Annotated in this window: 19 protein-coding genes; 10 read left to right on the top strand and 9 right to left on the bottom strand. The window is 53.9% G+C overall.

What is annotated here, in order from left to right; translation table 11 throughout:
* The first annotated feature begins 35 nt into the window (after positions 1-35).
* Positions 36-2852 (top strand): outer membrane beta-barrel family protein, encoded by a 2817-nt coding sequence (locus LX66_RS05200; protein ID WP_145710822.1) that lies wholly within the window; start codon positions 36-38, stop codon positions 2850-2852.
* 108 nt (positions 2853-2960) lie between these two features.
* On the opposite strand, the gene LX66_RS05205 is transcribed toward LX66_RS05200, so the two are convergent.
* The gene (locus LX66_RS05205; RefSeq protein WP_244620296.1) at positions 2961-3215 is read right to left on the bottom strand and encodes a hypothetical protein; all 255 of its coding nucleotides are present in this window, start codon (positions 3213-3215) and stop codon (positions 2961-2963) included.
* Positions 3216-3477: 262 nt separating this feature from the next.
* Here LX66_RS05205 and LX66_RS05210 point away from each other — a divergent pair, with 262 nt between their 5' ends.
* Together LX66_RS05210 and LX66_RS05215 are read left to right on the top strand one after the other, a co-directional pair.
* Positions 3478-4275: a hydroxypyruvate isomerase family protein gene (locus tag LX66_RS05210; RefSeq protein WP_145710824.1), complete on the top strand. Its 798-nt coding sequence runs from the start codon at positions 3478-3480 to the stop codon at positions 4273-4275.
* 134 nt (positions 4276-4409) lie between these two features.
* A complete protein-coding gene (locus LX66_RS05215) occupies positions 4410-5858 on the top strand; it encodes an amino acid permease (RefSeq protein WP_145710825.1) in 1449 nt (482 codons plus the stop codon).
* Here the strand turns inward: LX66_RS05215 and LX66_RS05220 are convergent.
* The 3 genes from LX66_RS05220 to mqnC form a co-directional block, all read right to left on the bottom strand.
* Positions 5855-6397: a GNAT family N-acetyltransferase gene (locus LX66_RS05220; protein ID WP_145710826.1), complete on the bottom strand. Its 543-nt coding sequence runs from the start codon at positions 6395-6397 to the stop codon at positions 5855-5857. The genes LX66_RS05215 and LX66_RS05220 overlap by 4 nt on opposite strands.
* A gap of 147 nt (positions 6398-6544) precedes the next feature.
* Positions 6545-7183 (bottom strand): hypothetical protein, encoded by a 639-nt coding sequence (locus tag LX66_RS05225; protein ID WP_145710827.1) that lies wholly within the window; start codon positions 7181-7183, stop codon positions 6545-6547.
* 149 nt (positions 7184-7332) lie between these two features.
* Positions 7333-8457, bottom strand: coding sequence for a cyclic dehypoxanthinyl futalosine synthase (mqnC, locus tag LX66_RS05230; protein ID WP_145710828.1), 1125 nt, complete (start codon positions 8455-8457; stop codon positions 7333-7335).
* Between the two features lie 181 nt (positions 8458-8638).
* Between mqnC and LX66_RS05235 the strand changes: the two genes are divergently transcribed.
* From LX66_RS05235 to LX66_RS05255, 5 genes are all read left to right on the top strand, one after another.
* On the top strand, positions 8639-9877 hold the full coding sequence (locus LX66_RS05235; RefSeq protein ID WP_244620297.1) for a retropepsin-like aspartic protease: 1239 nt from the start codon (positions 8639-8641) through the stop codon (positions 9875-9877).
* Between the two features lie 22 nt (positions 9878-9899).
* Positions 9900-10823, top strand: a complete 924-nt coding sequence (locus tag LX66_RS05240) for an aspartyl protease family protein (protein ID WP_145710829.1) — start codon at positions 9900-9902, stop codon at positions 10821-10823.
* Between the two features lie 145 nt (positions 10824-10968).
* The gene (locus LX66_RS05245; protein ID WP_145710830.1) at positions 10969-12213 is read left to right on the top strand and encodes a M16 family metallopeptidase; all 1245 of its coding nucleotides are present in this window, start codon (positions 10969-10971) and stop codon (positions 12211-12213) included.
* Complete coding sequence (locus LX66_RS05250) at positions 12210-13490, top strand: M16 family metallopeptidase (protein WP_145710831.1); 1281 nt, start codon at positions 12210-12212, stop codon at positions 13488-13490. Before LX66_RS05245 ends, LX66_RS05250 begins: the two co-directional genes overlap by 4 nt.
* A 46-nt stretch (positions 13491-13536) precedes the next feature.
* Positions 13537-13953, top strand: a complete 417-nt coding sequence (locus LX66_RS05255; RefSeq protein WP_145710832.1) for a lysozyme inhibitor LprI family protein — start codon at positions 13537-13539, stop codon at positions 13951-13953.
* Between the two features lie 16 nt (positions 13954-13969).
* On the opposite strand, the gene LX66_RS05260 is transcribed toward LX66_RS05255, so the two are convergent.
* The 4 genes from LX66_RS05260 to LX66_RS05275 form a co-directional block, all read right to left on the bottom strand.
* The gene (locus LX66_RS05260) at positions 13970-14848 is read right to left on the bottom strand and encodes an alpha/beta hydrolase (RefSeq protein WP_145710833.1); all 879 of its coding nucleotides are present in this window, start codon (positions 14846-14848) and stop codon (positions 13970-13972) included.
* A gap of 14 nt (positions 14849-14862) precedes the next feature.
* Entirely contained in the window at positions 14863-15756 is an 894-nt protein-coding gene (locus LX66_RS05265; RefSeq protein ID WP_145710834.1) for a YitT family protein, read from the bottom strand.
* A 39-nt stretch (positions 15757-15795) separates the two neighbouring features.
* Positions 15796-16938: a formimidoylglutamase gene (locus LX66_RS05270; protein ID WP_145710835.1), complete on the bottom strand. Its 1143-nt coding sequence runs from the start codon at positions 16936-16938 to the stop codon at positions 15796-15798.
* An 84-nt stretch (positions 16939-17022) separates the two neighbouring features.
* A complete protein-coding gene (locus LX66_RS05275; RefSeq protein WP_145710836.1) occupies positions 17023-17271 on the bottom strand; it encodes a hypothetical protein in 249 nt (82 codons plus the stop codon).
* Between the two features lie 376 nt (positions 17272-17647).
* On the opposite strand from LX66_RS05275, the gene LX66_RS05280 reads away from it, so the two are divergent.
* Entirely contained in the window at positions 17648-18739 is a 1092-nt protein-coding gene (locus tag LX66_RS05280; protein WP_145710837.1) for a glycosyltransferase, read from the top strand.
* A gap of 3 nt (positions 18740-18742) precedes the next feature.
* On the opposite strand, the gene LX66_RS05285 is transcribed toward LX66_RS05280, so the two are convergent.
* A complete protein-coding gene (locus LX66_RS05285; protein WP_145710838.1) occupies positions 18743-19072 on the bottom strand; it encodes an arsenate reductase family protein in 330 nt (109 codons plus the stop codon).
* A 99-nt stretch (positions 19073-19171) separates the two neighbouring features.
* Between LX66_RS05285 and polA the strand changes: the two genes are divergently transcribed.
* Positions 19172-21997, top strand: coding sequence for a DNA polymerase I (polA, locus tag LX66_RS05290; protein ID WP_145710839.1), 2826 nt, complete (start codon positions 19172-19174; stop codon positions 21995-21997).
* The last annotated feature ends 78 nt before the right edge of the window (positions 21998-22075 follow it).

The raw sequence follows: 22075 nt of genomic DNA on the forward strand, positions 1-22075 counted from the left end.
ACTTCTTAACTTACACAGCCGGTATCCATTCAGCTATGAAAAATTTTTGGCTCATCCTGGCTGTTGTTACCCTGTGGACGCATGATACCTGGTCACAGGCCAGGCAACAAGGGCAGGTAAAAGGCATTCTTACGGATAAAAGCACCCGCCAGCCCCTGGCAGACGCCAGCGTGGCGCTGCTGTACGCCAGGGACTCCTCCATGGCGGCATCCGCCTTTACAGATAAAAAGGGCGCTTTTCTCCTGGAGGACCTGCCGTCCGGCACCTATAAGCTCTATATTACCTTCCTTGGCTACCAGCCCCGGCTGCAGACGGTGGAGATCATACCGGGACACGTCACCGCCAACCTGGACTCCATCCCCCTGGAAAAGACCGGCGTTACCCTGGGCGAGGTGGAAATAACAGAAATAAAACCGCCTATACGCGTAAAAAAAGATACCCTGGAATTTAATGCCGGCTCCTTTAAAACCCGGCAAAACGCCGTTGTGGAAGAGCTGCTGAAAAAACTGCCCGGCGTGGAAGTGGCCAGCGACGGCACCATCAAGGCGCAGGGAGAGACCGTTAAAAAGATACTGGTGGATGGCAAGCCTTTTTTTGGCGACGACCCCAAGCTGGCCACCAAAAACCTGCCTGCGGAGATAGTGGACAAAATACAGCTCATCGACAAGAAATCAGACCAGGCCCAGTTTACCGGCATCAACGACGGGCAAACGGAAAAGGCCATCAACATCACCATCAAAAAAGACCGCAAAAAGGGGTATTTCGGCAGGGTATCCGCCGGCTATGGCAGCGATGACCGCTTTGCAACCAGCGCCAGCCTGAACCGCTTCCGGGAAGGGCAGCAGCTTTCGTTCCTGGGCAGCGGTAATAATGTGAACAACCAGGGCTATACGGACCTGAATGCGCTCAGCTTTGGCGGAGGCAGCGGTATGCGGCGCGGCGGGTTCCGGGGCGGCATGAGCAGCATTGGCGGCAACGGCATTACCCGCAACTGGACCGGCGGTGTGAACTACAGCGAGGATTTCAGCAAAAAGCTCAAAGTAAGCGGCAGCTACTTCTTCAACGACAGCCGCACGGAGAACCTGCGCAACAGCTCCCGGCAGAACCTGCTGCCCGATACTACCTATTACTACAACCAGCACGCGCAATCGCTCAACACCAATACCAACCATAACATGAACATGCGGGTGGAGTACGAAATAGACAGCATGCATTCCCTCATCGTATCGCCCAGCTTTAACTACAGCACCGGTAAAAATGTGCAGGACAACCGCTATGAATCCCTGGGCGGCAAGCAGCAACTGGTGAACAGCGGCACTACCCGCAATATCAGCGATAACACGGCCCCCAGCTTTTTTACGGATGCGCTGTTCCGGAAAAAGTTCCACAAGGAAGGCCGCACCTTCAGCGCCAACCTGAACATAGGCTATAACAACAGCGACCAGGAGAATTTTAACAAGTCGGGCAACCTGTTCATACAGCCTAACGGAGAGGACTATACGGACAGTATAGACCAGCGGAATGATATTACCAGCCGCGGTTTCAATATGGGTGTACGGCTTACCTATACAGAGCCCGTTTTCAAAGACCGTTTCCTGGAATTTACCTACGCCTGGAACCGCAGCTATACCGCTTCAGACAAGCTCACCTATGACTATAACGCCGCCAAGGAAGCCTATGACCGGCTGAACGACAGCCTGAGCAACTCTTTTGAGAATACCTTTTCCACCCAGCAGGCAGGCGTCAGCATCCGTACCCAGAAAAAGGGATATGACTACAGCGCCGGCCTGAACATACAGTTCAGCGACCTGGATAACAACAACATCAGCCTGGACAACCGCCTGCGGCAGCATACGGTCAACTTTTTCCCGTCGGCCTCCTTTAACTACGCGTTCAGCAACAGCCGCCGGCTCCGTTTCTTTTACCGCGGCGGCACGCAGCAGCCCAGCGTTAGCCAGTTGCAGCCGGTGCCGGACAACAGCAACCCGCTGTATGTGCAACTGGGCAACCCGGACCTGAAGCCCGCTTTCAACAACAACTTCAGCCTGGGCTATAATGCTTTTGACCATGCCGGCATGCGCGGCTTCTTTGCCAATGTCAGCGCCTCCTTTACCAGCAACAAGATCATCAACGCCAACTATTTTGATTCCCTGGGCCGGCAGGTAAGCCAGCCTGTGAACGTAAGCGGCGCGTATAACATCAACAGCAACCTGGTAAATACCTTCCCGCTCAAAAGGGAGCATACGTCCATCAACTCCGCCACCAACCTTAACTACAACCGCGATGTAAGCTATACCAACGGGATCAAGGGCAACACCAACAACTTCAGCGTTACGCAGCACTTCAGCTTTAACTATGTGTACCAGGAGCTGTTTGACTTCGCTACTACAGCAGGCGTGAATTACAACGGGGCGCGTTATTCCATACAGCAGAACAACAACACCAATTACTTCAATTACTCCTTTTCATTTGACATGAACGTAAACCTGCCGCTGGGCTTCATTATAGGGGTGGACCTGGACTATACGCTCAATACCGGCCTGGCCGAAGGCTATAACCAGGACGTGGCCATGCTGAACGCCTTTGTATCCAAAAGTGTGTTCAGGAACCAGCAGGGCCTGATCAAGCTGCAGGGTTTCGACCTGCTGAACCAGAATGTGAGCATTAACCGCAATGTGGGGGAGAACTATATTGAGGATATACAAAGCCGGGTATTGCAGCGTTTCTGCCTGATCAGTTTTTCCTATTTCCTGAACAGGTTCGGGAACAGCGATAAGGGTGGGATCAAAACCGGCCGGCCGGGGAGCGCCGTGCCTGCCAGGGCTGTGCGCGCAAGAGGCCAGGCCCTGTAAAAAATTGAAAGGTTGAAAGATAACAAAAGTGGATACAGGTGTGATGATTTACACATTAGTTTCCGATATCCAGCTTTGAAACCTTACAACCTTATTATCTTTTCTGGTTTATATTTTCTGCTCTTGTACCTTCTGTACTTTCCATGCCTGCGTAACGCGCTGCATTACCCAGGAAAGCGTAAAGGTGGGGATAAAGTCCAGGCCCGGGAACAGTTCTTCCATGAAATTGAACATGCTGCCGAAGGTGCCCAGCGTACCGCCAAACATCCGGTAAAAAATGATGGCGGACAGGGGCGCCCAGATCACATCACCTACTTCGCCCAACAGTGGTATCGCGTAGCTTGCGCAACCCAAAAGGTCCATTAACACGCAGATCCATAAACTTGGAGTATATTTCTTTTCCATTTTTCAACCTCCTCTTTATATATAACCAACATAACCTGTGATAAGTTACACCTCACTTATTGCAGAAAAGGTGCCAAACTTTCATATTCCTCCGAAAACGGCTACTGTATTATATTTCCTCTACCTGTATATACGCAAAATTAGCTGAAATAGTTGTGCGGAATATACGTAAAAGCTAAAATGCGTAATTTCCCCCTTCACTAAAATCACAACGACCGAAATGTCCAGTACAAATGTTCCCGCAGCCCTGAAAGGCAACATCCGTCATTCCGTTTGCGCCTGGTGCTACAACGATATGCCGCTGGAAGACCTCTGCAGGTCCGCCAAAGCAATCGGGCTGCAGTCCATTGACCTGCTGAACCCCGAAGATTTTGCCACTGCCCGGAAATATGACCTTACCTGCGCCATGGTGGCCGCCATCAACCAGAACTGGGGCATTACCCGCGGCTGGAACCGCGTGGAGCATCATGATCAGTTGGTGGCGTACTACCAGTACCTGGTAGATGAAACGGCCAAAGCCGGCTACGCCAACCTGATCTGCTTTTCCGGCAACCGCGGGGGACTGGATGATGAACAGGGCCTGCAAAACTGCACGCAGGGGCTGCAGCGCATCATGGGCTACGCGGAAAAGAAGCGGGTGAACATCGTGATGGAGCTGCTTAACAGCAAAATAGACCACCCGGACTACCAGTGCGACCATACCAACTGGGGCGTAAACCTCTGTAAAGCCATTGGTTCCGAACGGTTTAAGCTGCTGTACGATATCTATCACATGCAGATCATGGAAGGAGACGTGATCCGCACCATACAGGAAAACCATCCCTACATCGCCCACTACCACACCGGCGGCGTGCCCGGGCGGAATGAAATAGACGATACCCAGGAACTGTACTATCCCGCTATTATGAAAGCCATACATGCCACCGGCTATACCGGCTTTGTGGCCCAGGAATTTGTGCCCACCTGCACCGACCGGATAGCCGCCTTAAAACAGGCAGTACACATTTGTGATGTGTAAAAAAGGAAAGTCCAAATTCCAAAATGGCTGCTATCGCCTAACAATCGGAGCCGTTCCGCGTTATTAGCAACTCGTGTGCATTTCGGAATTTGGATTTTGGGATTTGGATTTTGGATTTTCATACTTTTGTTCCCATGCCAAATTATTTCAGGAAGCCTTTAGGCTGGCTGCTGCAGGAATCCGGCCAGGAGGGCACGCATACCCTTAAACGTACTTTAAGCGCCTTTCAACTGGTCACCCTGGGGATCGGCGGCATTATCGGCGCCGGGCTGTTCTCCCTGAGCGGACTGGCTGCGGCCAACCATGCCGGGCCGGCAGTTACACTCTCCTTTGTGGTGGCGGCCATCGGCTGCGCCTTTTCCGGGCTTTGCTACGCGGAGTTTGCCGCCATGATCCCCGTGGCCGGCAGCGCCTATACCTACGCCTACGCCACCATGGGCGAAATGATCGCCTGGATCATTGGCTGGGACCTGGTGCTGGAATTTTCCGTGGGGGCGGCTACGGTAGCCATCAGTTGGTCCAATTACCTCGTAAAATTCCTGGCCAGCTATAACATTTACCTGCCACCGCAACTGGTGCATTCCCCTTTTGAAACGGCGCAACTGGCCGATGGCTCCGTGGTGCACGGCATCCTGAACCTGCCGGCCGCCCTGGTGGTAGTGGCCATGTCCGCCATCCTGATACGCGGCACCAGGGGATCGGCCCTGTGGAATACTATTGTGGTGGCGCTCAAGGTAGGGGTGGTAGTGCTGTTCATTGCGCTGGGATGGCGCTATATACAGCCGGCCAACCTGGTACCCTATGTGCCCGCTAATACCGGCGTTTTCGGGGAGTTCGGCTGGTCCGGCATTCTCCGCGGGGCAGGGGTGGTGTTCTTTGTGTACCTGGGGTTTGACATCATCAGCGCAGCGGCGCAGGAAACCAAAAATCCCAAACGCAATATGCCCATCGGCATCCTGGGCTCCCTGCTGGTGTGCACCATCCTGTTCATTCTCTTTGCGCACGTAATGACCGGCCTGGCGCCCTACCAGGAATTTAAAGGCAACGCCGCCCCGGTGGCCGTAGCCATTGCCTATACCCCCTACACCTGGCTGGGGCAGTTGATCATCATCGCCATACTGATAGGATATACTTCGGTGATACTGGTAGACCTGCTGGGGCAAACGCGCGTATTCTACGCCATGTCCAGGGACGGGCTGCTGCCAAAGATATTTTCAGACATCCATCCCCGCTTCCAGACCCCCTGGCGGTCCAACATCCTTTTCTGCATTTTCGTGGGCCTGTTTGCCGCCTTTGTGCCTATCCGGGTGGTGGGAGAAATGACCAGCATCGGCACCCTGCTCGCCTTCGTGATCGTATGCGCGGGCGTATGGATCATGCGGTACTCCCTGCCGGATGTGCCGCGCCCGTTCAAAACGCCCTGGGTGCCTTTTGTGCCCATCATGGGCATTGTCACCTGCCTGGGCATGATGCTGTTCCTGCCCTGGGATACCTGGCTGCGGCTGATCGTATGGATGGCATTGGGAATGGCTATCTATTACGGCTATGGCAGAAAGCACAGCAGGGTACGGAAAAGTCACTAATATTTCCAGTCCTCCCGCAGTATGCCCATTACCACCATATCTACATACTGCCCGTGCAGCTTGGCGCTATGGCGCAGAATGCCTTCTTTGGTAAAGCCCAGCTTAATGGGTATCTGCCCGCTGCGCTCGTTCTGCAGCACAAAGCGGATCTCGATCTTGTTCAGGCGCAGCTTTTTGAACGCAAACGTAATGAGCGCCTTGCAGCAGGCGGTGGCAATGCCTTTCCGCTGGAAAGCCTCGCCCACCCAGTAACCGATTTCCGCTTTTTGCAGCAGGTGGTCCCAGCCGTGCAGGTCCATTACGCCGCACAGCTCGTTCTGGTACCACATGCCCAGGGCCATGGCTTCCTGCTCATCGGCCTTGCGCTGCATCAGTTGTATGAAACGCAGGGAATGCTCTTCATTGGTATTATAATCCACCCACGGCAGGAACCTGCGCAGGCTTTTACGCGATACGTCTATCTGCTTGTATAAGGCCGGAGCATCCCCGGGCTGTAATTGCCGCAGGGTTATTTTGTCATTAACGCGCAGTTCAAGCATAGCAGGTCAAAAGGTGGTCTGTAAAGGTGTTCATGGGCAAATTAAGAAAATTTAATTTGAGCGGCCGGACCGGCAACAAAAACGGGCCGGCAAAATTGCCGGCCCGCCCTAACACTATAGCTTATATGACCGTACTGAAAACCCTGTTCAGTGCTTTGCTATCAACTGTTGCTTCGTCATGTCCTTCACGATCTGACGGGCATACAGGTAAGCCTGCCGCAGCGCCGTAGGCGGGTCTACGGACTGTGTTTGCGCAGAGTAGATCAGCTTGCGCTTGTCCAGGTCGTACAGGTTGGTCTCCCAGTTGTACTTCACATTGGTCTGGTAATACCCCGGTTGGTACATGCGGTCATACCAGGTGCTGTAGTAAGGCCAGAAACGGCCGTAGTACCGGGGATAGGGACCATACATGGGACCGGACCGTACGTAATTTTTTTCCTTTGCCTTGTCCAGCAGCACTACGGTCAGCACCTGCCGGGCATCGCTGTTCTTCAGTTTGCGCAGGGCGGCCCTTTCCTCCATTTTATCGTTGAAAGCGCCGGGGCCGAACTCCTGTAAAGCGGACGTGGCGTTGTAACCTTCTTTCCGCAGTTCTTCCACCAGGTTTTCCTCCATCATCTGCCGCAACTGTCTTTCCTGTTTGGGAACCAGGGCCATCACCATGATCTTTTCGTCCCTTTGCAGCCGCGCATCATCCGTTTTCCAGGAAGAGGTAAGCCTGGTGCTGGAACAGGCCGCCAACGTCAGCAATCCTGCGCTCATTACTAATAATCCTATCTGCTTCATATGACGCACTTTTTTGTTGTTAGCTCTTAGACGGGCAAGGGGCGGCAGGGTTTACAGGGGTGGATGTTAAGGGAATGCAAAAAATTAGCTATTAGCTTCGTAGCTGTTATCCACGCTACAACGCTAATAGCTAATCACTAATCGCTTACTTAGTAAGTAATCACCTGTTCTTCAATGGTCCCGGGTATCTCCCTGAACTCATATAGCTGGGTGCGTAACTGGGGCTCAAATCCGGCCTCCCGGATAGCGTCCTGTATGGAGCGGTAGGTAAAACGGTGCGGGGCGCCGGCGGCGCTCACCACGTTCTCCTCGATCATGATGGATCCAAAATCATTGGCGCCGGCGTGCAGGCAGAGCTGCGCCACCTGCTTGCCCACAGTCAGCCAGGAAGCCTGTATATTTTTTACGTTGGGCAGCATAATGCGGCTGAGCGCGATCATGCGGATGTACTCCTCCGCCGTGGTCATGTTGTGCACGCCGCGTATGCGGGCCAGCAGGGTATCCACATCCTGGAAGGTCCAGGGAATGAAGGCGGTGAAACCATAGTGCCCTTCGGGCTTTTCGCTCTGTACCTGGCGGATGGCGGCCAGGTGCTCAAAACGCTCCAACACCGTTTCCACGTGACCAAACATCATGGTGGCGGAGGTGGCTATATTCAGTTGATGAGCGGCCCGCATCACGTCCAGCCATTCCTGTGCGCCGCATTTGCCTTTGGAGATCAGGCGGCGTACCCGGTCGTTCAGTATCTCGGCGCCGGCGCCGGGCAGGCTGTCCATGCCGGCCTCCTTCAGGGCGGCCAGCACTTCAATATGCGTGCTTTTTTCCAGCTTGGTGATATGCGCTACTTCCGGGGGGCCCAGCGTATGCAGGCGCAGGGTGGGGTACAGGGCTTTCAGTTGTTTGAACAGGTCCACGTAAAAGCTCAGCCCCAGCTCAGGGTGGTGCCCGCCCTGCAGCAGCAACTGGTCGCCGCCGTATTTCAGCGTTTCATCGATCTTGCGCTTGTATTCATCAATACTGGTAATATAGGCTTCGGCATGGCCCGGTACGCGGTAAAAATTGCAGAATTTGCAATTGGCGGTGCACACATTGGTGGTGTTCACATTCCGGTCTATCTGCCAGGTCACCTTGCCATGCGGCACCTGCTGCTTGCGCAGCTCGTTGGCAATATGCGCCAGCTCTGCCATGGGCGCTTTCTCAAATAAGAACACTCCTTCTTCCGCAGTCAGCCACTCAAACCCGAGGGCCTTCTGATATAGATCTTTCAGTTGCATGTTACAGCTTAATGTGAGCAAAGTTAACAATTGTGCACAATAGTCCCTACGCCCTTCAAATGTTGCCCGTACCGCGTAAGCGGTTGTTCATACGTTTTTCGCTCCGTTTGAAATATTTTTTTGCTATATGAAAGTATTTTAATGTTAAATTTATATAAACGAGAGCATCTCGCGCCTGCGTATGCGATATACCTTACTGTTACTTATCTGTTGGCTCTGCCTCATGGCCGCCACCGGCAATTCCACAAGTGCATCTGCCCTGGTCTACCTTAGTGCCAACCGTACCGATACCGTGAAAAAAGCTGCCTTGATCACCAGCTTTCCCTTCCGCCAGTATTATGGGGGCGTAGTGGTCATTGAAGCACGGCTCAACGGCCTGCCCGATACCCTGCAGTTCATCCTGGACACCGGCAGCGCCGGCATTTCCCTGGATACCAGCACCTGCGCCCGCCTGGGCATACCGCTCACGCCGTCAGACAAGATCGTAAGAGGGCTGGGGGGCGCCAAACCGGTATCCTTTGCCATGCACCGCACCCTGATTCTGCCCGGCCTGGAAGTAGACAGCCTGAACTTTCATGTGAACGACTATGAGCTGATCAGCCAGGTGTACGGGCTGCAGGTAGATGGCATCATTGGCTACAGCCTGCTGAGCCGTTATATCGTAACGGTGGACTATGACAAGGAAATGATCAACATCTACTCCAAAGGGCAGTACGACTACCCGCGCGGCGGCCTGCTGCTGAAACCTTCCCTTACGCTGATCCCCATTATATCCGCTCCCCTGCGCAACGGCAAGGCCGAGTCCCTGAACCGGTATTATTTTGACACCGGCGCCGGCATGTGCCTGCTGCTGTCCAACCAGTTTGTAAAGGACAGCGGCCTGCTCTCTTCCCGGAAAAGAAGGCGCAAGATCATTCAAACAGAGGCGCAGGGCCTGGGTGGAAAAATGTCCATGCACATCACCACTATCCAGGAGTTCAAGATCGGCAACTACGCCTTCCGCAATGTACCGGTATACCTCTTTGACGATAAGACCAACATTACCGCCTATCCCTTCCTGGGCGGCATGATCGGCAATGACCTGCTGCGCAGGTTCAACCTGGTGCTGAACTATCCCAAAAAGGAGATCTACCTGCTGCCCAATACCCATTACCGTGATCCCTTCGACTACTCGTACACGGGCCTGATCATTTACTTCGTCAACGGGAGGATAGAGATCACGGACGTGATCGGGAGCTCCCCGGCAGAAAAAGCGGGCTTTAAAAAAGGAGACATCATCCTGGCCATCAACAATAATTTCAGCAACAACCTGCAGGTATACCGCGACCTGCTGAAGAACGTGGGCACCCGGCCCATGCTGCTGCTCATGCGCAATAATGAGCTGATACTTAAAAAGTTACCAATAAAAAGTATTTTGTAGCGTTATACTTTCACAAGGCATTATGAGAAAGTATCTGTTATTAGGGCTGCTGTGCTGCAGCCTGGCTGCTTATTCGCAGGCAGGCAGGTCCCGCACGGAACAGCGGGAACGGGGCGTGGTGGCCGTTATTCCCTTTCAGTGGTACGGGCATCACCTGGTAATTCCGGCACTGGTATCCGGCTCCACGGACACCCTGCATTTTATTTTTGATACCGGCGCGGAGGTGACCGTGCTGCACTACGGCCTGATGGAAAAGCTGCATATACAGGGCAGGAAAAAGGCCGGGATGAGCGCTACCAACGACCTGATGCTGAAAGTAAGCACCGCTACGCTCAATGCCCTGTACCTGGACCAGGCGCGGCTGCCCTTCCTGAAAGTATACCTGGAGAATATCCCCGAGTTCCGCAAAGGCACCCTTGCCATTGATGGTTTTATAGGTGTGGACCTGCTCAGGGCATTTATTGTGAAAATAGACTACGCGCGGCAGCAACTGGTGCTGTACCGCCCCGGCGCCGATATACCGGTAACCGGCGCCACGCAGCGCATTCCCTTCCGCCTCAGCTTCCATACACCGGTCATAACAGCCACCATACAACTGCCCGGCGGCCAGTCCCTTAGCGGCAACTACCTCCTCACCACCGGCGGGGATTACGGCATCCTGTTCAACTGGCCCTACACGGAAAAACACCGGCTGGACCAGCAACTGGTAACCACCGGTACGGACAAGGTGCAGGACCTGTTCAAGGAGCTGGATTACATCAACAGCAGCATACCGGCCATGCGTATAGGCGCCCTGCAACTGCAGCAGGTGCCGGTGAGCTACTGCAAAGATGTGAACGATGACAGCCCCCTCATGGAAATAGCCGGGGCAGCGGGTTGCGAGATATGGAAACAATGCCCCGCCGTTATCATCGACTATGCGCGAAAAACGCTATACTTGCAATAATTTCCAAACCCCAAATTCCAATATCCAAATCCCAACCTGGATTACACTTGTTTCAACTAAAAGCAATCTGCTTTTAATTTTAACACTCCTTTATAATTTGGGATTTGGATATTGGAATTTGGAATTTTAATACCTTTAAGAGCATATGATCCATTATAATAAATTCACCCTGGACAATGGTTTGCGGGTAGTTGTGCACGAGGACCACACTACGCCGATGGCCGTGGTAAACGTGCTGTATGATGTAGGCGCGCGGGACGAAGACCCGGAGCGTACCGGCTTTGCCCACTTGTTTGAGCACCTGATGTTTGGCGGCTCCGTTAATATCCCGGATTACGATGAGCCGCTGCAAATGGCCGGCGGGGAGAACAATGCCTTTACCACCAACGATCTTACCAACTATTATATACAGTTGCCCGCCGAAAACATTGAGACTGCTTTCTGGCTGGAAAGCGACCGCATGCTGTCCCTGGCTTTCGGCGAAAAAAGCCTGGACGTGCAGCGCAAGGTGGTGTGCGAAGAGTTCAAGGAGCACTACATCAACAAGCCCTATGGCGACGTATGGCATAAAATGCGGGAACTGGCCTACAGCACCCACCCTTACCGCTGGATGACCATCGGCCGGGAGCTGGCGCATATTGAAACAGCCAGCCTGCAGGATGTACAGGCCTTCTTCTTTAAATACTACCGCCCTGTAAACGCTATCCTGGTAGTGGGCGGCAACGTTACCACCACACAGGTGAAGATGCTGGCGGAAAAATGGTTTGGCGATATTCCTTCCGGGGAAAAATACGTACGCCACCTGCCGCAGGAACCGGCGCAAACGGCCCCGCACAAGCTGGAAGTAAAGGCCGGTGTGCCGCTGGACGCCCTGTACAAATGCTATCACATCTATCCCCGCATGGATAAACGCTATTACGCGGCGGACCTTATTTCAGACATCCTGGGCGGAGGCAGCTCCAGCCGCCTGCACCACGTGCTGGTAAAAGAAAAGAAACTGTTCAGCAACATAGAATGCTACCACTTTGGCAGCGTAGACGCCGGCCTGCTCACCATTGAGGGCAAGCTGGTAAAAGGCGTGAAAATGAAGGATGCCGAAAAGGCCGTACAGGAAGAGCTGAACAAGCTGCAGCAGACCGTTATTCCCGAAAGGGAGCTGCAAAAGGTAAAGAACCGCGTGGAAAGCATGCTGGCCTTTGAAGATATGAGCCTGCTGAACCGTGCCAACAACCTGGCCTTTTACGAGCTGCTGGGCGACGCCTCCCTGATGAACACGGAATTTGATAACTACGACGCGGTGACCACTGCCAACATCCATGAGGAAGCCGGTATCATTTTCAATGAAAACAATTCCAACACCATCTATTACTACGCAGATAACCATATATGAACAGAAAGATTGCCCCCGCTATAAAAGACGCAGTAGAGTTTGATATAAAGCTGAAACCATACGAGAAATTCACCCTGGACAACGGTATACCCGTTTACGTTATAAAAAGCGATGAACAGGATACGCTGCAACTGGAGCTGGTATTTTCCGCCGGTAGCTGGTACGAGCAGGAGAACATGGTGGCCGCCGCTACCAACTTCCTGATGAAGAACGGCAGCAGCCGGCATTCCGCCCTGGAGATCAACGAAAGCATTGAGTACTATGGCGCTTACCTGAACCGGAACAGCTATCACGAAAATGCCACCTACACCCTGCACTGCCTGACCCGGCATGCGGGAGACCTGCTGCCCCTGCTGCAGGAGGTGATACAGGACCCGGCCTTCAGTGCGGAGGAGCTAGCCATCTACCAGCAGAACATGAAGCAGCGCCTGGCCGTGAACCTGCAGAAATGCGATTTTGTGGCCAACCGCTATATAGACCGGTACCTGTTCGGGGAATTCCACCCCTACGGACGGGTAAGCAGCATGGAAGCATACGACGCCCTGCAGCCCGAAAGCCTGCGGGCCTTCTACCATAAGCACTATACGTACAGCAACTGTAAGATATTCCTGGCGGGCCACCTGCCGGAAAACATGCTGGAGCTGCTGAACCGGTATTTTGGCAGCACCCGCTGGAACGAGGGCGGCCACCTGCTGCGGCCCGAGCTGCCCATACAAACGGCAGACGAACGGAAACACCGCATCTTTAATGATGAGAACGGGGTACAGGGCGCCGTGCGCGTAGCCCGGCATTTTCCCAACCGCTACCACCCGGACTTCCCTAAAATGCTGGTGCTCAATACCATACTGGGCGGCTATTTTGGCTCCCGGCTCATGAGCAACATCCGCGAAGAGAAGGGATACACCTACGGTATCCACTCCCAGCTCTATAACTTCCGCCAGATCAGCGCGCTGAACATCCATACGGAAGCCGGCCGCGATGTGTGCGAGGCCACCATCGAAGAGATCTACAAAGAGCTGCTGCGCCTGCAGAATGAGCCGGTGCCGGCAGAAGAGCTAAGCCTGGTGCGCAACTACATGATCGGTTCCATTCTCGGTGACCTGGACGGGGCCTTCCACCTGATACAGCGCTGGAAAAGCCTGATCCTCAATGACCTGGACGAAAATTATTTCTATAACAACATTAACGTAATCAAAACCATCACTGCAGAGGAGCTGCAGCACCTTGCCAAACAATACCTGTCGCCAGCAGAGTTCTATGAACTGGTAGTTATATAACGAAAGTTTGTTATATATTTGCGGCTCCTATTTTGCAGACGAGCCTATGAGAAAATGGATACTTTTTCTGTGCCTGCTAACAGGCCTGAAAACATTTGGGCAAACAAGAAAAGCCGCTATCGATTCACTGGAAAAAAACTATGATCGCTGCCTCAGCAGTGGCCAGAACATGTATGGCTGCGCCCTCACCTACTATCACCAGTTGGACAGCACGCTCAATGTGGTATACCGGCAACTGTATGCGCGCCTGGATACCAGCCGCCGCAAAACCCTCCGGGTGGAGCAGGTGCAGTGGCAGGAAAGACGCAAAGCCTACTTCAAGCTGCTGGATATAAGAGTGCAGAAGCTCCACAAGAAAACCCTGGCCGGGCTGGATGACCACGTCATTGCCACTGATCACAAAGCCGCTTATATAAAGGACCGCGTTACCGAACTGTTAGAGGATTTCCCCGGTAAAGGATAACACAATCATTCACCTTTCACTTTTTCACTACTCTTTGCAGCCAGGCGATGCACAAGCCGGGCCAGGAGCTTAGCACCGGGTCCTTGACCGCCATTCCGTACCCATGCCCCCCGTGATCATAAATATGCAGGGTAGCCGGCACCTGCTGCCCTTTTAATGCTTTATAGAATAACAAACTATTTTCCACCGGTACCACGTCATCATCCGTAGAGTGGATCAGCAGGGTGGGCGGTGTTTGCGCCGTTACCCGCTGGTAGGTGCTCAGGGAATCCGCCCGCTCCTCGGTATGCTCCCGTCCCAGCAACATCTCGGCACTGCCCGCATGTTTGTAGGGCGCGATAAGGGAGATCACCGGGTATACCAGTATAGCAAACGCGGGGCGCGTGCTCCATTGTTCCAGCGTATCTTCCGCCTGCGGCCGGCCCGGCTGTATCATGGTGGCCAGGCAGGAAGCCAGGTGCCCGCCGGCTGAAAAGCCGATCACGCCTATTTTTTCCGGGTTAAGCCCCCAGGCGGCGGCCCTGGATTTTACCAGCCGCATGGCCGTGGTCACATCATTGTACTGGTCCGGGTAGCGGGCGCCCTGCTGGGCTTCATCATTCACGCGGTAGTGCAGCACAATGGCATCGTAACCCTGGCTGGTAAAGAACTGTGCAATGTCCTTGCCTTCATGGCCGGCAGCCAGGAAAGTATAGCCGCCGCCAGGGCATACCAGTACGGCAGCGCCATTCTTCCCGGGCGCGCTGTAGTGCGCTATGTAGGGTGCGTCGGCAATATGCTCCCGCCCGCCAATGTGCAGGTTTTGCTGCCCGGGATAGAGGTAGATCTTCTCCTGTGCCTGCACTGTGGCCAGGCTGCCGCCAAGCAGCAATGCGGTAAGTACGTTTTTCATCATGGAACTGGTGTTTTTTATCCGTGCGTGGCGCGGCGTTTTATCATGCCGCCCTTGGTATCGTTGATGTTATGTTGTACGATGAATGCCTTGCCGTCTATCTTCTCGATCTCGTCAATAATGCGGTGCACTTCCAGGCGGGTTACCACCGTGTACACAATATCGATCTCCGTGTCTACCTGCCCGCGCTTGCCGAAGCCACTCTTGCCCTTGAACACGGTAACGCCTTTGCGCAGCTTCAGGGTCAGTGTTTTGCGTATCAGCTCACTTTCCGGCGATATCACGGTAAGCGCTATGTATTCTTCGAAACCCTGTATGATGAAATCCACCGTTTTGGAAGCGGAGAGGTAGGTAAGCATGGCGTACATGGCCGTTTCTATATTGATCAGCACCGCCGCCACGCCAAAGATCAGTATATTAAAGTACATGATCACTTCCCCTACGGACAGCACGGTTTTCCGGTTAATGAACAGGGCCAGCACTTCCGTGCCATCCAGCACGGCGCCGCCACGCACGCTCATACCGATACCGGCGCCCAGGAAAAAACCGCCAAATATGGCGATCAGCAGCTTGTCGTTGGTAACTACCGGCATTTTAATGAACACCAGCGCCGCGGCCAGGCCCACGATGGCGGCCAGCGCCTTCAGCGTAAAGCCGAGCGATAGCTGTTTATAGGCCAGCAGTATGAAAGGGATATTGATCACTACCAGCAGCAGGGAAATGGAAATGCCCGTCAGCCGGTTGATCAGCAGGGAGATACCGGTGACCCCGCCGTCCAGGAAACCATTGGGCAGCAAAAAGCATTTCAGGCCCACCGCCGCCAGCAGTACGCCGATGGTGATCAGCACCACGTCCTGCGTACGCTGTATCAGGTTCAGCCGCGCCAGGCGCGCTCTTCTAGAACTTGTCATAAAACGAATGGTAAGTCAAAAGTAAGCATCCTTCGCACATCAGTCCATCCTTTCCTGGTGCCGCAGCCAGCGCTCCGGTATCTCGTTGTTGCTGGCCAGCAGGTAATCGCTGTAGGCGCAGGGCACAAAATCCTTCCCGGGCAGTTGCATCCACCAGCGGCCGGTCTTCTTGCTTTTCAGGAATACGGTGTCTATATCGGCAAAGGCTATATGAAATTCCCAGAAGGCGTCCCGCTCTTCCAGCAGGGCTTCCTTGTTCCGTACAGAGCGCCCGTCCATAAAGTACCACAGCATCTGCGCGATCTGCCGGGCGGTCAACTGGTCCCTGTCCGCCGCGGGGCGGTAGCCATAAATACCATAGGTGCTGAGCTGGGCGCTCATGCCGGCATAGCGGGAGAGGGCGCAGGCTTCTTCCCCGCTGAAGCCGTTGGGCGAAAGGGTATTGGCCGGCGCATCCGTGTGCTTGATAATGTTGATGTCCAGGCTGAACAGGTCTGTATTGCGCAGCACGGGTTCTGCTTCCTCCAGGTTCTCCCTTACCTTTCCCAGCCGGAAGCAGTCAAAACGCAGCTTGTCCAGCGTTTCTAACATGCGCGGATGTACGAAATAACTCTGGAACCCGATGTGGTTGTAATGGCGGATATAGTTGGGCTGCTCCGTCAGCATGTTCATCAGGAAGCCGGTGGCGGGGATGGGGCTTTCTTCCTGCAGATCTATCAGCGCATCGGCCACGGTGGCCTCTATCACGTACTGCCGGGAAGCGTAGGCCTGGTACTGCGGGTAGGTAAGGTCATGTCCGCCGCCCAGTATGATCACGGTCCGCTCCGTATGCAGCATTTCCTCCAGCACGGTACGGAGCGCGGCATAGGTATCCGCCAGGCGGGCGCCTTTACGCAGGTTGCCCAGGTCGGCCACCTTTACATCCTTATGCCAGTAATATAAGCGGTAAAACTCCCTGCGGATAATGTCCGGCGCATCGGGGCCGGCTTTGCCCGGTCCGTAGCCACGCTCTTCTGCCACACCCAGCAGTATGATGTCTGCTGCTTCCAGGTCGGGTATATGCCCTTCTTCATACAGGTCGGCAATGCCACCTATCTGGCTTTCGTCATACTCCTGGTCATCATTCAGATCTGCCTTGGAAACGGGTTGTAAAAAGTCTTGCAGGTGCGTAAAGTCTGCCATTACAATAAGTGGTTTATTTGCCGGCAAACCTACAACAAAAGTGAGAAAAAGGAAGAGGTCGATGTTTAGATCGGAGATCTTCGGTTAATTCTTGTGAATGACAAACTCGAACGGCCGCTGCGTTTTACGTGCGAAAACCTTTTCCAGCACAGACCGCTTGCTGCTTACGCGGCTTTTATTGCAGTCAGCCACTTCCATCACTGCACAAAGATAATCCATGGTTTCCACCACCGTGAGCATTTCACTGATCTGCTTTACAGCAAACTGGATCTGTTGCTCGTTATACCGCTCTTCATGTAGCAAGATCAATAAATCCCTCTCTACAGGTTTCATGAAAATAAAAATTTGTGTTCCCTATAATTTTTTTCACCGGGCTTTCAATAGGCAGATAGGCAGGTATAGTGCTCAACCAGTAATGGTGAAGTCTCTCTTTTTTAACTACAGGTTATCAGTGCCGGTAACAAGCATCTCGTGGTTAGTGCATGCGTTTTTTGTTCATTGTTGGGCAACCACAATCATTTTTCTTGAAAACGTTGCAACCATGCAACACCAAACTACCGCACAAAAAAAAGATCAACAGCCATTTAACTTGCTTCATACTTGAGTTTACTAGTCGTCCTGAGTTTATGTCCACTCTATAAGAGTTTACCTTTTCTTAACAATACACCTTTTGTAATTTACGCTAAATTCGCAAAAAATTTTAAATTATTTGTCCACAAGCTACGCTTCAAAAAAAATCCTGGTCGTACCGCTGGACTGGGGCCTGGGACATGCGACCCGCGACATTCCGCTCATCTACGAAATATTAAACGCTGGCTGCGAGGTAGTTATTGCGGCAGAGGGCAAACACGCCGCCCTGTTGCAGCAGGAGTTCCCGCAGCTCACCATACTGCCCCTGCCGGGGTACCGCATCCAGTATGCGCAAAAGGGCTGGCTCTTCGGCTGGAAGATCGTACAGCAGATACCCAAGATACTGCGGGCCATCCGCTATGAGCAGCGCTGGCTGCAGGAAACCGTGAAAACCCATGGCATACACGCCGTCATTTCCGACAACCGTTTCGGGCTGTACCACCAGGATATTCCCTGCGTGTTCATTTCCCACCAGTTGCTCATTAAAACGCCCTTCGGGGGCTTCACGGAGCGCCTGCTGCAAAAGCTCAACTACCGCTACATCCGCCGCTACAGCGCCTGCTGGATACCCGACTACGCGGGGGATAACAACCTTTCCGGCATACTGGCCCACCCGGCGGAGTTGCCGCCGCATACCACCTACCTGGGCTGCCTGAGCCGCTTCCGGATGCGGGAAGGCGTTACCCGCCTCTACGACCTGCTGGTGCTGATATCCGGCCCGGAACCGCAGCGGTCCAACCTGGAAAAGCTGATCCTGGAACAAATAAAGGACCTGCCGCTGAAAGCGCTGATCGTAAGCGGCCAGCCCGGCACGCCGCGGCGGGAGCAGATCACGCCCAATGTGCTGCAGGTAAACCACCTGAATGCGCAGGAGCTGAATGAAGCCCTGCTGGCTTCCGGTATGGTGCTGAGCCGCAGCGGCTACACCACCCTCATGGACCTGGCCAAGCTCAATAAAAAAGCCATCCTGGTGCCCACGCCCGGCCAGTCAGAACAGGTGTACCTGGGTGAGTACCTCATGGAAAAAGGCTATTTCTACAGCCTCCCGCAGGAAGGCTTCCGGTTAAAGCAGGCCCTGGAAGCCGCCGCCCGCTTCCCGTTCCGCTCCTTCCAGCATGAGCTGGATATGGAACAGTATAAAAAAGTGGTGAGAGACTTTTTACAGCGCTGACCACTACACGTTCAGCACCTCTTTCGCAATATAGATCTTCCCGTCCACTACCGCCACCGGCCGTTTCAGGAAGGAATACTCCTGCAGTATCAGCCGCCGGTAATCGTCTTCCGTCAGCGTTTTTTCGTGCAGGCCCATGGGCCGGTACTGCTGGCTGCGCCGGCTGAAGAGCGCTTCATAGCTGCCCGCCAGCTTACGCATCTCATCCAGTTGCGCCGGCGTTATCTTTTCCGTTTTAATGTCCTGCAGGGTAAAGCCCCGTTCTTTGGCCTTTATTTCCGTGAGTATCTTTTTGCAGGTGCTGCAGGTAGATAAATGGTATATTCTTTTCATGTATTGCGCAATTGCGCCCAAACTTACACCCGCCCTGGCAACTTTCAAACTTTAAACCGCTAATTTTGCACATTCCACAAATTCTAGTAGGTTTAGCGCATGCAAAAGAAATTGTTTTTACTGGACGCTATGGCACTGATCTATCGTGCCTACTATGCCCTGATCAGGAACCCCCGTTTAACCAGCACGGGCCGCAATACCAATGCCCAGTTTGGATTTACCACCACGCTGCTGGATCTCCTCAATAAAGAAAAGCCCACGCACATGGCCGTGGCCTTTGATACAATGGCGCCTACGGACCGCCACACCTCTTTTGCAGACTACAAGGCCAACCGGCAGGAAGCGCCGGAAGACCTTACCGCTGCACTGCCGGATATTAAACGCATTATCGAAGGCTTCAACATTCCCGTCATAGAATCCGACGGTTATGAGGCCGACGACGTAATAGGCACCCTGGCCTGGCAGGCGGCCGAAGCCGGCTACACCGTGTACATGGTAACGCCGGACAAGGATTATGGCCAACTGGTAAAGGAGAACGTATTCATCTACAAGCCGCCCTACATGGGCAATAAGGAAGAAATAATGGGCCCCCGCGAAGTGTGCGCCAAGTGGCAGATCACGGACGTGCACCAGGTCATAGACATCCTGGGGCTGATGGGCGATGCAGTGGACAATATTCCCGGCATTGCCGGCATCGGCGAAAAAACCGCCATGAAGCTGCTGGCCCAGTACCACTCCCTGGAAAACGTGCTGGAGAATGCCGACAAGATCGGCGGTAAAATGGGAGAGAAGATAAAAGCCGGCGCGGCAGACGCCATCCTCTCCAAGCAACTGGCCACCATCATTACCGATGTGCCGGTTACCTTCCACGAAGAGGATTTCTGCGTAAAGTCCCCGGACAAGGAAAAACTCACCGAGGTTTTTACAGCGCTGGAGTTCAAAACCCTGGGCAAAAGGATACTGGGCGACAACTTCGCCGCCGCCAACGCGGAAGCGCCCCTGCCCGCAAGATCGCAGCAGCAGGACCTTTTCGGCAACGTAGTGGAAGACGCCGCCGCCCTCACCGCCCGCGATGAAGTGATAGAAGCCGCCACCAATGTGCTGCTGGCAGACAAGCATATTGAGAACACACCGCATACCTACCACCTTGCCGATACGCCGGAAAAAAGAACAGAGCTGATCGCCTTCCTGCAACAACAGCAGGAGATCTGCTTTGATACCGAAACCACCGGTACCGATGCCAATGCCGTGGAAATGGTGGGCATGAGCTTTGCCTGCTGCAAAGGCGAGGCCTGGTATGTGCCGGTACCGGCAGACCAGGAGGCGACCCGCGCCATCCTGGAAACATTCCGCCCCCTGTTTGAAAATGAAAAGATCACCTTTGTAGGCCAGAACATCAAGTACGACCTGTTGGTGCTGAAATGGTACGGCATAGCGCTGAAAGGCCCCATATTCGATACCATGCTGGCCCATTACCTGATAGAGCCGGAAGGCCGCCGCGGCATGGACCTGCTTAGCGCCCAGTACCTGCAATACACCCCGGTGTCCATAGAAACGCTGATCGGTAAAAAGGGAAAAGGGCAGGGCAATATGCGCGACGTGGAGCTGGAAAAGATCAAGGAGTACGCCGCAGAGGATGCGGACATTACCCTGCAGCTCAAAGAGAAATTCATTCCCCTGCTTAGCCAGCGGAGCGTGGAGAAAGTGTTCTACGAAGTAGAGAACCCGCTGGTAAAAGTGCTCACGGATATGGAATACGAAGGCATCCGCCTGGACACCCAGGCCCTGGCCGACTACTCCCGCGAGCTGGAATCCGAGATCAAAAGAGCGGAAGAAAGCGTATACCAGCAGGCCGGCGTGCGCTTTAACCTGGCCTCTCCCAAGCAACTGGGCGAGGTGCTGTTTGAAAAGCTGCAACTGGACCCTAAAGCCAAAAAGACCCGCACCGGCCAGTATGCCACCGGGGAGGACGTGCTGGCCAAGCTCTCCCACAAGCACAAGATCGTGGAGGATATCCTGGTGTTCCGGGAGCTGAGCAAGCTCAAATCCACCTATGTAGATGCGTTGCCGTTAATGATCAACAAACGCACCAACCGCGTGCACACGTCCTACAACCAGGCCGTGGCCGTTACCGGGCGTTTAAGCTCCAATAATCCCAACCTGCAGAACATTCCCATCCGAACGGACAGGGGACGGGAAGTGCGCAAGGCCTTTGTGCCCCGTAACGAGGAATTTGTGCTGCTTTCCGCAGACTATTCGCAGATAGAGCTGCGCATTATTGCCGCCATCAGCGAAGACGAGCAGATGATAGCCGCTTTCCGGCAGGGGCTGGACATCCACGCCACTACCGCCGCCAAGGTGTACGGCGTGGAAATGGATGCGGTCACCTCCGACATGCGCCGCAATGCCAAGAGCGTGAACTTCGGCATCATCTACGGCGTAAGCGCCTTCGGCCTTTCCGAGAACCTGGGCATTCCCCGTTCCGAAGCCAAGACCCTGATCGACAACTACTTTGCACAATACCCGGCCATCAAACAGTACATGGAAAAACAGGTGCAGTTTGCGCAAAAGAACGGCTACGTGCAAACGATGCTGGGCCGCAAGCGCTGGCTCAAAGACATTAACTCCTCCAATGCCGTGGTAAGAGGCTATGCAGAGCGCAACGCCATCAACATGCCCATACAGGGCACGGCAGCCGACATGATAAAGCTGGCCATGATAGCGGTGCACCGGGAATTCAAATCGCGCAACCTGCGCTCCCGCATGCTGCTGCAGGTACATGACGAGCTGGTGTTTGACGCCCACCGCTCCGAAGTGGACACTATCAAACCGCTGATACTGGAATGCATGCGCAACGCCCTGCCCCTGGCGGTGCCCGTAGAAGCGGAGATTGGTACCGGCAACAACTGGCTCGAGGCGCATTAACGCCTCCGCCCGCCCGCCAAAAAAAACGCTATGATTTATCAATTTAAGTTTGTACTTTATTTGATAAAAAACTCCCGT

It is taken from the genome of Chitinophaga japonensis (assembly GCF_007830125.1).
Taxonomy (GTDB): Bacteria; Bacteroidota; Bacteroidia; order Chitinophagales; family Chitinophagaceae; genus Chitinophaga; species Chitinophaga japonensis.